Raw genomic sequence first — 13,321 nt, forward strand, 5'->3', positions numbered from 1 at the left:
TGGACCAAACCGCAACACCCTTGCTCTGTAACGGAGTTGCGTCCAATTCCTGTATCCCGATGGAGGCTTTCCGTGTCCACAGGTATGTCCCGCCGCTCTGTCCTCCTTGCCGCGGTGGCCCTCACCGCCGCCGCCGGACCGCTCTCGGCGGTGACCGCGCGCGCCGCGGCCCGCACCCCCAAGGTCCTTCTCGTCGGCCTCGACGGCGCGCTGCTCGGCCGGATCAAGGACGCCGACGCTCCGAATCTCGACGGCCTCATGGCGAGCGGTCTGACCTCGCTGAGCGCGCTCTACGCCGAGCCGCTGGCCCCCACGCTGTCGGGCCCCGGATGGTCGACGGTCCTCACCGGCGTGTGGCCCGACAAGCACCTGGTGAAGGACAACGCCTTCACCGGCAACGCCTTCGCCCGCTACCCCGACTTCCTCACCCGCGTCGAAACCGCGAAGCCCGCCCTCTCCACCTACGCCGTCGCGTCCTGGAACCCCCTCACCACCACGGTCTTCTCCTCGAAGGTCGACACCAGGGTGTCCACACCGTCTGCCGAGTACGACACCGGAACCACCAGCCGCGCGGTCGCGGAGCTGCGCGACGGCAACCGGGACGCCGTCTTCGTGCACCTGGACAACATCGACCACGCGGGACACAGTTACGGCGCGGCGAGCAGCCAGTACCTCACCGCGATCCACGATGCCGACGCCCAGATCGGCCGGATGGTTGCCGCAGTCAGGGCCCGGCCCTCGTATGCCTCGGAGGACTGGCTGATCATGGTCACCGCCGACCACGGCCACACCGATGCCGGGGGCCACGGTGGTTCGAGCGCCGCGGAACGGCAGACCTTCCTCGTCGCGTCAGGCGGAGGCATCACAGCCGGGTCCACCCGGCACGACATCAAGATGCCCGACGTCGCGGCCTCGGCCCTGGCGCACCTCGGCATACCGGTCGACCCGGCCTGGGGCCTCGACGGCCGCCCCCTCCAGCAGCCCGCCCCGGACGCCTTCGACTCGCTGCGGTCCCGGCTCGCGACCCGGGTCGACGAGACCGGTATCGGTGCCTCGGTCGTCGGCTTCACCCATACCCCACCCACCGGCTGGAGCGTCGACAACGGCGCCATGGGCACCGGGGGCGTCACCGAGTGGCGAGGGTGGGCCTTCACGACCGACGAGTTCTGGACCGCCGCGGAGCGCGGCCAGGGCCGCGAGAACAACATCCGGGCCCGTAACGTCTTCGCGGTCGCCGACGGAGACGAATGGGTCGACAAGAGCTACAGCGGCACCTTCGACTCCACCCTCGTCACCCCCGCCTGGAAGGTCACCGGCGGCTCCACGGCCGTACTCCGGTACACCACCTACTACCGGCAGGAAGCCCCGCAGAAGGGCGAGGTCCTCGTGTCGTACGACGGAGCCGCGCCCGTCGTCGTGAAGACCTACACGGGCGATGTCCCCTCCAGGGCCGAGAGCATCACGCTCCAGGTTCCCGCGGGTGCCACCACGGCCCATGTCCGGTTCCGTTACACGGGGGGCAACAACTGGTACTGGACCGTCGACGCGGTCTCGCTGACGTCGTCCTGACGACGAGGGCCTGCCGGCGGGCCAGGCCCACCGGCAGGCCCGTGACCCGTCAGGGGGTGTTGTTGGCCAGGGCGAGCAACCGTGCTTCCGTCCCGCTGAAGCGGTCGCGGTCGACGGCGCCGGAGATGCCGCTCACCGAACCGGTGGAGCTGTACTGCCAGAAGGTCCAGTACGGGAACCCGGCCGGGATCGAGGGGCTCGCGGCCGTGGTCCAGTGGGCCACGAAGAGCGGGCTCTTGGCGGACATGCCGCCCCAGTTGCCGGTGCAGGTGTTCCACCAGCTCGGGCTCGTGTAGATCACGACGTCACGCGTGGTCTTCGCCTTGTAGGTGTTGTAGAAGTCGGTGATCCAGGTCCGCATGGCCGAGGTGGACAGGCCGTAGCATCCCGCCTCGAGGTCGAGCATTCCGGGCAGCGTCAGGTTGTCCTTCGACCACGCCCCGCCGTGCGCGACGAAGTAGTTGGCCTGGGCCGCGCCGCCGGAGAGGTTGGGGCGGGCGAAGTGATAGGCCCCCCGGATCACCTTCCGGGTATGCGCGTTGGTGTAGTTGGTGCTGAACTGGGGGTCGGTGTACGTCGTCGACTCCGTCGCCTTGATGTAGGCGAACTTGATTCCGGCGGACTTGACCGAGGCCCAGTTGATCGACCCCTGGTAGTGGGAGACGTCGATGCCGGGCAGCTGGGTGGCGAGCGGCGACGCGGCGCCCTCGGCCTCGAGCTCGAGCTGTCTCGTGTCCGGCCGGAAGGCCGTGCCGTCCTCTGTGTAGCCGACGCCCATGTAACCGGCGCCCAGGGGGATTCCCGCGTCTGCCTGCGACGGCTGGGCGGCGGCCTCTCCGGCCGTGACGGCGGGAGCGAGTACGACGCTCAGGGCGAGTGCGGCCGCGGCCAGGGTGCTGCGGCGGGCGGTGCGCAGGGTGCGGAATCGGAGTGACACGGTGCCTCCAGAAGGATGGGGGGTCGGCGGCCGAGGGCAGTGGGTCTACCCGCGTAGCTGATCGGTCGTGCCGTGGGGCGACCACCACCCGGGGTGGTGGGTCGGGCGAAGGGGGTGCGGGGTTCAGCTTGGCGCGGTGCCGCCGCGTCCACCTTGATGTGATGTGGACGCGTCATGAGTGACCCATGAACGGGCGTGTGATGTAAAGGACTTACGGAAACCCTCTATGGACTAGACCATTCGAGGCGTCGGCGAGCTGCGGGGATCACTCACCGCCCGTCGAAGAATTCACGTGTCTGAAAACAACACCGGCTGAAACAAGGGGTGTTCACCGCACGCCGGGAGCATCGGTGAGGTGCCCGGAAGGGTCGGTGCGGCGCAGGACTCTGGCGAGACGGCGTCATGTCGCCATGTCGCCAGGGAGGACCCCGCCGCAGCCCTCCGGGCGCGCACATACTGCTGCCGTGATCCCCTCCCGTGAAGGAGAGTGCATGTGTTGAGGCACCCCTCCGACGGGCGGACGGCCCGGTTCGCGACGATCCCTCGCAGCCGCCCGTCCGGCCCCGTCGCCGGATCCCGCGCTCACCCGGGGCGGCGCGGAACGCGCACCGGGGGATGCCGGCCGACGCCGGCCCTCGGGGAGTCAGGGACCGTCGCCCTGTCCGCGGCTCCGCAGTACGCGAGGTAGGAGCGGCGCACCCTCCCTTGCCGCCGGCTCCGCCCCCTCGGGGATCAGTGTCATTCATCCCGGTCCGAACTGGGCCCGGTGACGTCCAACACCGCCTGGGCAGGCCATGCGTTCCCCCCATCGGCCTGCCCTCCTGAAGGAGAGTCAGCCCGTGAGACCACACGCAGGACAACCAGCGAGACCCCGCCCAGGGCGGCGTCGGGAGCCCGTGCGGGGACTGCTCGCACTCGCCCTCGCCGCGGTACTGGGGGTGCCGCTGCTCGGCGCGGACCCGGCTGCGGCAGAACCGGTGCCCACACCGGCGGCCGCACTCCGCAGCAAGGCGCCGGGCGCGCTCGTCGAGAAGCTCGGGGACCGGGACACCGTCACGTTCTGGGTGCGCCTCGACTCGGAGGCGGACAGTTCGGCGGCCCGCAAGGCCAAGTCGAAGACCGCCCGGAACAAGGCCGTCGTCAAGGCCAGGACCGAGCACGCCGAGCGCACCCAGGCGGGCCTGCGCTCCCTGCTCAGGAAGGCCGGCGCGCACTACGAGTCCTTCTGGATCAGCAACACGCTCAAGGTCACCGGGGACGAGGCGCTCGCGGAGAAGATCGCCGCCCGTGACGAGGTGGCCGCGATCGAGGCCGACACCCAGGTGGACCTCCCCGATCCGATCCCGGGCGAACAGGTGGCCGCCGCCGGCGGGACCGAGTGGAACGTCGACAGCATCGGCGCCCCCGAGGTCTGGAAGGGCGAGGGCGTGCGCGGCGAGGGCGTCGTCGTCGCCAACATCGACACCGGTGTCGACTACCTGCACCCCACCCTGATGGGTAACTACCGGGGCCTGAAGGACGACGGGACCTTCAGCCACGGATACAACTGGTTCGACGCGACACGGAGCTGCCCCGGCGAGGGTCCCTGCGACGACCACGGGCACGGCACGCACACCATGGGCACCATGGTCGGCGACGACGGCGCGGGCAACGCCATCGGTGTCGCCCCGGGAGCCACCTGGATCGCGGCCAAGGCCTGCACCCCCACAGGCTGCCCCGAGGACGCCCTCCTCGCGGCGGGCCAGTGGATCCTGGCGCCGACCGACGCCGACGGTAAGAACCCCCGGCCCGACCTGGCGCCCGACGTCGTGAACAACTCGTGGGGCGCCGACATCATCGACACCTGGTACAAGTCGATGGTCCAGGCATGGGTGGACGCCGGAATCTTCCCGTCGTTCTCCAACGGCAACGCCGGACCCGACTGCGCGACGGCGGGTTCGCCCGGCGCCTACACCAACTCCTATGCCACCGGCGCCTTCGATAGCGACGGTGACATCGCCGTCTTCTCCTCGCGAGGTTCCGGGGAGGAGGGAGCCGTCAAGCCGGACATCGCGGCCCCGGGCGTGGACATCCGATCGGCCGCACCCGGCGGCGGCTACCAGGTCATGTCGGGTACCTCGATGGCCTCGCCGCACACCGCCGCCACCGTGGCCCTGATGTGGGCGGTCTCCCCGGCGACACGCGGAGACATCGTTGCCACCGAGCGTCTCCTCGACCGGACCGCACACGACGTCGCCGACACCACCTGTGGCGGCACCGCGGAGAACAACAACGTCTTCGGTGAGGGGCGGCTCGACGCCTACGCGGCGGTGGAGGCCACCCCGCGAGGTCCGCTCGGAGCGCTGACGGGCACCGTCACGGCGGAGGGGAAGGCCCTCGCCGGTGCCACGGTGGAGGTCGACGGCCCGATGTACGCCACCGCCGAGACCCGAGCGGACGGCTCCTACGCGCTGCCGAAACTGATGGTGGGGGACTACGACGTCCGGGTGTCCAAGTACGGCTACACGGAAGCACGTTCCACCGTCACGATCACCGAGGGCGGGAACGCGACCAGCGACCTGACCGTCGAGGTCGCCCCGGTCGGCACCGTCACCGGAACCGTGAGCACCACGGGCGGACCGGAAGCCGGGGCCAAGATCTCCTGGCCCGGCGGCGCCACCGTCACCTCCGGCGCCGACGGCACCTTCTCGGCCGAGCTGCCGGCCGGAACCCACCAGTTCACCGTCACGCCCGTCTCGCGGTGTGCCACGACCGGCGCGTACTCACTGGTGGTCACCGCCGGCGCCAACCACCGTGACCTGGCCCTGCCCAGCCGCAGCGACGCCTTCGGAACCACGTGCAGGCTGGTGAAGGACGACGCTCCCTTCCCCACCGGTGAGACCAAGCTGAACGTGGGCGGCCCCTACGCCGGTGCGGGCGTCATCCAGCTGCCCTTCCCCGTGGCGCTCTACGGCAGGACCTACCGTCAGGCCACCGCCGACATCGAGGGCTACCTCTCCCTCGAGCGGAACGTCAGCACCTCCACCAACCGGTCCCTGCCGTACACCGGGTTCCCCAACGGCTCGCTCTACGCCTTCTGGGACAACCTCCAGGTGGCCGGCACCGGCGGCATCTTCTGGTCCCAGCGCGGCACGGCCCCGCACCGGGAGGTCGTCGTGGAGTGGCGGGACATGGCGCCGAGCAGCGCCAGGACGGAGCGGATCAGCTTCTCCGTGGTGATCGGTGAGGACGGCGACTACTCCTACCACTACAAGACCCCCACCGGCGGCCCGTACGCCCAGGGGCTGGGTGCGACCATCGCAGCCGAGAACTACGACGGCACCCAGGGCTTCCAGTACTCCTTCAACGAGGAATCCGTCGCCGACGGAACGACCCTGGCCTTCAGCCCGGAGCGCAGCGCCTCCGTCTCCGGCACCGTGACCGACGCCAACGACGGCAAGCCGCTCGCCGGCGCCACGGTGACCGTCACGAAGGACGGCGAGGAGACCGCGACCGGCACCACGGGGCCGGACGGTGCCTACCTCGTCCAGGTGCCCGCCACCGACGCGGCGGACTACCAGGTCACCGTCTCCGCGGACCACTACGCGTCCCGCGGCCGGGCCGTCCGGCTGTCGGCCCGTGACACCTCTCGCGCCGACACCACCCTGACCACCGGACGGGTCACCGTCACGCCCGACAGGGCGATGACCCTGGTCGTGCCCGCCGACAGCACCCGTCGGCGGACCCTGGTGCTCGCCAACACCGGATCGGCCACCGACTACACCGTCCAGGAAGCGGACGGGGCGCCCTGGACCCGGTTCAGCGTCCGCTCCGGACATCTGGAGAGGGGAGGCGACCAGCAGTTCGGGCTGACTGTCGACACCACCGGAGTGACCCCCGGCACCGTGCTCCGCGGCACCGTCGTGGTCGCCTCGGACAGCGGACGGGCACCCGAACTCAAGGTGCCGGTCACCGTGGTCGTCCCGGCCTACCAGGCGGCCCTGGACAGCGGGTCCGACACGGCGGTCACCGACGCCTGGGACGACACCTGGGGCCCGGACCGGTCCTGGGAGGCCGGCTCGTACGGCTATGTCGGCAAGGCGACAGCCGTGTCGACCTCGAAGACCGTCGAGGGAACCGACGAGCAGGCGCTGCTGAGCACCGCCCGCAGGGGAGCCCTGGAGTACCGCTTCGACTCGGTGCCGGACGGCGTCTACCAGGTCGAGCTGTCCTTCGCCGAACTCAGCCGCACCGAGCCCGGCGAGCGTGTCTTCGACGTGATGACCGAAGGCACCGAACGGACCGCCGACCTTGACATCGCGAAGGAGACTGGCGGGCCGTTCAAGGCCCTGACCAAGACCTACACGGTCACCGTGACGGACGGCCAGCTGAACGTGCGCCTGGTCGCCCACACCGGCAAGACGCTCGTCAACGCCGTCCGCGTCACCCACCGGCCGGACCTGGCCGGCTGACCCCGTGGCCGTCCCGTCCGCCCGACCGGTGGGCGGGACGGCCCCTGCGTCCCGTGCGCGCGCACGGCGTCATCCTTCCGGCCGGACGATCCCCGGCCGGCGATCCGAGGAGCTTCAGTTGATCAGCTACAGACCGCGGCACAGAGGGCTGCTCGCAGCGGCCCTCGCCGTCGCACTCGGCGCGCCCTTCCTGGGCGCGGCCCCCGCGGTGGCGGGACCCGCCACCTCCCAGGGCGTCACCGCCCTGCGCCAGAAGGCCGAGGACAAGGTCCTCGCGGACTTCGAGGACCATGACCGCATGTCCTTCTGGGTCCAGCTCGATTCCCAGCCGGACACCTCCAAGGCCAGGAAGGCGAAGAGCAAGACCGCCCGCGGCAAGGCGGTCGTCAAGGCCGGCACCGAGAACGCCCGGAAGACCCAGGCAGGGCTGAAGTCCCTTCTGAAGAAGGCGGACGCGCCCTACAAGAGCTACTGGATCAGCAACACCATCAAGGTCACCGGCACCGAGGCACTGGCCCAGCAGATCGCCGCCCGCTCCGATGTGACCGCCATCCAGGCCGATGACCCCGTGCCGCTCCCCGAGAAGCTCCCTGCGGTGCAGGAGGCCGGGGTCGACGGTGTGGAGTGGAACGTCGACCGGATCAAGGCCCCTCAGGTGTGGGACGAACTCGGAGTGCGGGGCGAGGGCGTCGTCGTGGCGAGCATCGACTCCGGTGTCGACGCCGCGCACCCGGCCCTGGCGGCGAGCTACCGGGGCACGAAGAGCGACGGCAGCCGTGACGACACGTACAACTGGTTCGACGCCACCGGGAACTGCGCGAGACTCGACGTGAGCGGACCGTGCGACGACAACGGCCACGGCACCCACACCATGGGCACCATGGTCGGTGACGACGGCGACGGCAACAGGATCGGCGTGGCACCGGGCGCCACCTGGATCGCCGCGAAGGGCTGCGGCACCACGAACTGCACGCAGGAAGCCCTCCTGGCCGCCGGTCAGTGGATACTCGCGCCCACCGACGCCGACGGGCGCAACCCGCGCCCCGACCTGGCTCCGGACGTGGTGAACAACTCCTGGGGCTCCGCCGCGCTCGACCCCTGGTACCGGTCGATGGTCCAGGCATGGCGGGACGCGGGGATCTTCCCGGCCTACTCGGCCGGCAACAACGGCCCGACCTGCGACACCGTCGGATCGCCCGGCGCCTACGCCAACAGCTACGCCACGGGCGCCCTCGACAGCACCGACCGGATCGCGTCCTTCTCCTCCAGGGGGCCCGGCTTCGACGGCATCACGAAGCCGGACATCGCGGCCCCCGGCGCCAACGTCCGGTCCGCCGCACCCGGCGGCGGCTACGTCGCGAAGTCCGGTACGTCGATGGCCTCGCCGCACACCGCGGCGACGGTGGCCCTGATGTGGTCGGCCTCCCCGTCCCTGCGGGGCGACGTCACCGCGACGGAGAAGCTCCTCGACTCGACCGCCCACGACGTGGACGACACCACCTGCGGCGGAACAGCCGCGGACAACCACGTCTACGGTGAGGGCAGGCTCGACGCCTACGCCGCCGTCGCCGCGGCCCCACACGACTCCCTCGGAGCTCTGAAGGGCACCGTGAACACCGAGAAGGGCCCGGCCGGTGACGCCCTGGTCGCCGTGGACGGCCCCATGCACGCCGCCCGGCACACCGCGAAGGACGGCGCGTACTCCTTCCCCCGGCTCATGGCCGGCGAGTACACCCTCACCGTCTCGCTGTTCGGCTACGTGACCGAGACGGCCACCGTCACCGTCACCGAGGACGGTTCCGTCACCCGCGACGCGGAGCTCGCGGTCGCCCCCACCGGCACCGTCACCGGTACCGTCACCAGCGACTCCGGACCCGAGGCCGACGTGGTGATCAAGGTCCGGGACACGCCGGTCTCGGTGAACACCGACGCGAAGGGCGCGTACTCCCTCACCCTGCCCGTCGGCGCCTACGCCCTCAACCTGACCCCGCTGAACAAGTGCGCGGCGGCGCTCGGCACCACCCTCGACGTGGAATCCGGCAGCGCCTCCCAGGGCTTCGAACTTCCCACAAGGACCGACGTCACCGGCACCACCTGCCGGCAGACCGACGAGGAATTCCCCACCGGCGGCACGAAGCTCGACATCGGTACCTCGCGCAGCTACAGCGCCGTGGAACTGCCCTTCCCGGTCGCCCTCTACGGGCACACCTACGACAAGGGATGGGTGTCCACGGACGGCGCCCTGGTCTTCGGCTACCTGGCCCTGTCCGGTGCGAACGGACGGATCCCCGACACCGCCGGTGCCGACGGGGTGCTGTACCCCTTCTGGGACGACCTCGCGACGGACGACGTCTCCGGCATCTACAGCGGCGTCAAGGGCACCGCACCGCACCGCAGTTACGTCGTGGAGTGGCGCGACATGATCGTGGTCAAGGACCCGGACCGGCGCGTGAGCTTCTCCGCCGAGATCAGCGAGGACGGCACCTACGCCTTCCACTACAAGGGCATCGACGCCGGCGGCAAGGGATACGAGCAGGGCACCGGGGCGACCATCGGCGCCGAGAACCACGACGGCACCCAGGGCTTCGAGTACTCCGCGAACGAGCTCTCGGTACGGGACGGGATGACCGTCCGGTTCCGCCCCGAACGCAACGCCGTGGTGTCCGGCACGGTGACCGACGCCAACGACGGCAAGGCGGTCTCCGGCGCCACGGTCACCGTCAGCGGCGGGGGGAAGCAGATCGCCACCGCCACCACCCGCGCCGACGGCGCGTACTTGATGCAGATCCCGGCCGACGGCCCACAGGAGTACCGGGTCGACGTCAGCTCGCCGCACTACGCCGGTGCCTCGCGTACGGCGGAACTGAGGGGACTCTCCGTGCTCCGCACCGAGAGCGCCCTGACCACCGGGGCCGTCGCCGTGGACCGCTCCGAGGGCTGGACACTGGTCGTCCCCGCGGACCAGACGAGGGAACGCGGAATCACCCTCACCAACTCCGGTTCCGCGGCGGACTGGACCGTCAAGGAGAAGGGCGGAGCGGCCTGGCTGACCGCCGGTCCCGCGCAGGGGACGCTGGAGCCGGGAGCGAGCCGGCAGGTGGCCCTCACCTTCTCCACCGTCAAGGCCACCCCCGGCACCGTGCTGAAGGGCACCGTGGTGATCGCGTCCGAGAGCGGGCGGGTGCCGGTCGTCGAGCTCCCGGTCACCCTGGTGGTGCCCGGCTACCAGGCCGCCGTCGACGCCGGGTCCGGCAACAGCGACCCGGTGACCGACGGCTCCGGCGACAGCTGGGGGCCCGACCGGGCCTGGGTGGCCGGATCGTACGGCTACATCGGCAATCCGAAGAAGGTCAAGTCGGCCGACGCGATCACCGGCACCGACGAGCAGCAGCTCTACCGGACCGCCGGACAGGGGGCGAAGGAGTACCGGTTCGACGGTGTGCCGAGCGGTATCTACCTCGTCGAGCTGGGCTTCGCCGAGCTCAAGGCGACGCAGCCAGGCCGCCGGGTCTTCGACGTGAGCGCCGAGGGCACCGAGAAGGTGTCCAACGTCGACATCGCCCTGGAGGCGGGCGGTGACCACCGGGCCCTGACCAAGACCTTCACGGTCAAGGTCACCGACGGGCGTCTGGACCTGGCCCTGACCCCGGTGAGGGGGCAGACCCTGGTGAACAGCCTGCGGGTCACCCAGCGGCCTGACCTCAAGAGCTGACGGAACTTCCGGCAGCGAAGCGGCCCTCCCGCCCCGGGCGACCGGGGCGGGAGGGCCGTCTGCGTGAGAGGGCGGGACCGGCGGTCAGCCCGGCAGCTTCGCCAGGACGGTCTTCACCGATCCGCCGTCCTTCAGGTCCATGGCGTAGAAGGCCACCTCACCGCGGTTGTTGACGCCGATGCCCTCGGTCGGCACCCACCGGGAGCGGTCGACCATCGCTCCCAGGTCGTACATCCGGCCCTCCGGGTCCCAGACGACGGCCGTGGTGTCGTCCGGCTCGGTCTCCGCCGTGCCGGCGATCCAGCCGGCGTCGTTGACACCGAGTGCCTTCGCGTCGAAGCCGAAGTCGGGCAGCCGGGTCATCGTGCCGCCCGGCCTGAGGACGAAGGCGTCGTCACCGCTGGTGCCGACCACCGTGCCGGAGGAGTTGACCGCCTTCGCCGTGCTCTCGACCATGCCCGGGAGGGTGCCCAGGTCGGTGATCCGCCCCTCGGCGTCCCACCGGACGGCGTGCCGCTTGCCGTCCTTGTGGGAGTGGCCCACCACCACGTGGTTGCTGATCGCCAGTGGCTCCGTGAGGGTGCGGTCGTCGCTCAGGTGCGCGAGCCTGCGGTACCCGCGCTGCGCGTCCCAGATGAACGGGTCGTTCACCTGCTGGCTTCCGCCGGTCGTGGGGTTCTTGAGGTAACCGGTGGCGTTGCCGATCACCGTCCCCTCGTCGTCCACGGCGAAGCCGCGGGCGAAGCTGTACTGCTCCCAGTCGGGCAGCGGCAGGGTGGTGAGCTTCCCGTCCGCGTCCCACAGGGCCGTGCGGGTCCCCTCGGCGAGCGTGAGCGCACCCGTCGCGTACCCCTTCGTCGCGCTCTGCCCGATCACGTAGCCGGTGCGGGCACCGCCGTCCGCCATCAGCTCCGTGCCGCCCTCAGGGGACCAGCGGACGGGCCTGGTCGCTGCGGAGACCTGCGCGGATCCGGCGATCCGGCCCAGGTCGTCCAGGCTCAGGGCGACCGCCGGCCCGAACGAGCCGGTGACCGTCGCCTGCGCCTGGGTGACCTTGCCGAGCAGCACGTCCGCGCTGCCCAGCGTGGTGCCGTCCTCGCCCGCCAGCGAGAACCGGCCGACCAGCCGGCGGCCGGCTGCCGGTGCGGTGTCGGGGACGATCCGGCCGCGGATCGTCGTCGCCTTGCCGGGCGTGAGACGGACGGGCGCCGCCTCGTCCACGGTCACCGATCCGAGCGACTTCGAGAACATCGTGTCCTGGACGTCGAAGGTGGTGCTGCCCGACGGGATGTCCGTACCGGCGATGTAGATCAGGTAGTACCCGGGAGCCGGGTCCTTCACCGTCAGCGACTCACGAGAACCGCCGTTGGTCGAGGAGGCGACCATGGCACCGGACTGGGCGATCAGATAGAGGTCCAGGTCCGCGTCGGGGTCGGAGGCGTTGCCGATGCTCACCTCCAGGCCGGTGGCGTCACGCGGAACCGCGATCTGCTTGCCGGTCATCTTCTGGTTCTCCAGCGTCGGGTGCGCCTCGGACAGTGCGCCCAGCGAGCCGCCCTCCGCGTGTGCCGTGACCGGCGCGAAGCGGTTGACGGCCTTGAACGAGCGCTCGACCGGCGCGTGCAGCGCCGCCTCGTCGACCACCGAGGACGCCGGGTCGAGCGTGGCCCCCCGGATCGTTGCGTTCAGCCGGTACGGGTTGTCGAGGACCGGTGAGGTGCGCCGGGCCTCCACCTCGAACTCCCAGACACCGGGCATCGGCCGCTCGTAGGTCCGCGAGGTCGTCGTGCAGTCCTCGGGGTCGGAGAAATTGGTGTAGCACCGGCCCGCGGCGGTCACGTCCACCGGCATGCCCTGCGGGTCGACCGCCAGGAAGCGGGTCTGGCTGTCCTTTACGACGCCCGCGAGGTCCACGTCGAGCGCGGCGGCGCCCTCGGGGACGCTCACGAAGAGCGAGCGCGTCTCGTTGCGCTGCACGGAACCCTTGCCGGACGACACCGCGTACGAGGGCTTCGCCGGTTCGGCGGCGGCCACGACCGTCACCGGGACCAGCAGGTCGACGCCGGTCGTCGCCGGGTCGTCGACCCGGAGAAGCGCCGAGTGCGCCCCGGCCGACTTCGCCTTGGCCCGCACGGTGATCCCGGTGGTGCGGTCTTCGGCGAGGTCCACGGTGCGCGGGGCGTCGAAGGTGCCGTCGTTGCCGATCCAGGACAGCTCGGCCCTGCGACTGCCGGAGCCCGTCCGGGTGAGCTCCACCTTGTAGTCCTTGGGGCGGTTCAGCTCCTGGCCGCCGTCGCCCGGCGCACAGCGGTTGTACACGCCCGCGCCCGACTTCGGGGTGGGGAGCAGACCGGCGAGCACACCGCACACCGGTGCCTTCACGGCGTACGCGGTGGGCTGGGGGTTCCTCGTGAGCAGCTTCCAGGCGGCCGGGACGGAGACCAGGCCCGCGCCCTGTGCGTAGGCCGGCTGGTCGTCGAGGAACTCGGCCGAGCTGGTCAGGGCGGTGCGCAGCCGTTGCGGTGAGACCTTCGTGCCGTTCTGGGCGGCGGCGGACAGCAGCAGCGCGACGGCGCCGGCGGCCTGCGGGGAGGCCATCGAGGTGCCGTTGAACATGCCGTATCCGGGCGGGAGTTCGTATCCGGTGTCGGG

The 13,321-nt window shown here is 71.0% G+C and carries 5 protein-coding genes; 3 read left to right on the top strand and 2 right to left on the bottom strand.

Annotated elements, in window-relative coordinates:
* The first annotated feature begins 84 nt into the window (after window positions 1–84).
* Entirely contained in the window at window positions 85–1,569 is a 1,485-nt protein-coding gene (locus tag ACGFNN_RS30750) for an alkaline phosphatase family protein (protein ID WP_393560856.1), read from the top strand.
* 49 nt (window positions 1,570–1,618) lie between these two features.
* Here the strand turns inward: ACGFNN_RS30750 and ACGFNN_RS30755 are convergent, their stop codons facing one another.
* Window positions 1,619–2,506, bottom strand: a complete 888-nt coding sequence (locus ACGFNN_RS30755) for a GH25 family lysozyme (protein WP_393560837.1) — start codon at window positions 2,504–2,506, stop codon at window positions 1,619–1,621.
* Between the two features lie 896 nt (window positions 2,507–3,402).
* On the opposite strand from ACGFNN_RS30755, the gene ACGFNN_RS30760 reads away from it, so the two are divergent.
* Together ACGFNN_RS30760 and ACGFNN_RS30765 are read left to right on the top strand one after the other, a co-directional pair.
* A complete protein-coding gene (locus ACGFNN_RS30760) occupies window positions 3,403–6,957 on the top strand; it encodes a S8 family serine peptidase (RefSeq protein WP_393560839.1) in 3,555 nt (1,184 codons plus the stop codon).
* A 118-nt stretch (window positions 6,958–7,075) separates the two neighbouring features.
* Window positions 7,076–10,669, top strand: coding sequence for a S8 family serine peptidase (locus ACGFNN_RS30765; protein ID WP_393560841.1), 3,594 nt, complete (start codon window positions 7,076–7,078; stop codon window positions 10,667–10,669).
* Between the two features lie 84 nt (window positions 10,670–10,753).
* Here the strand turns inward: ACGFNN_RS30765 and ACGFNN_RS30770 are convergent.
* Window positions 10,754–13,321: pre-peptidase C-terminal domain-containing protein (locus ACGFNN_RS30770; RefSeq protein WP_393560843.1), on the bottom strand; the 2,568-nt coding region annotated here is incomplete at its 5' end.

Origin of the sequence: Streptomyces sp. NPDC048590, assembly GCF_043199535.1 — a bacterium.
In the GTDB taxonomy this organism is placed as follows: domain Bacteria; phylum Actinomycetota; class Actinomycetes; order Streptomycetales; family Streptomycetaceae; genus Streptomyces.

What these genes read in the sequence shown, in the direction of transcription:
- ACGFNN_RS30750 (WP_393560856.1), top strand. Translation starts at nt 85, where the DNA reads ATGTCCCGCCGCTCTGTCCTCCTTGCCGCGGTGGCCCTCACCGCCGCC.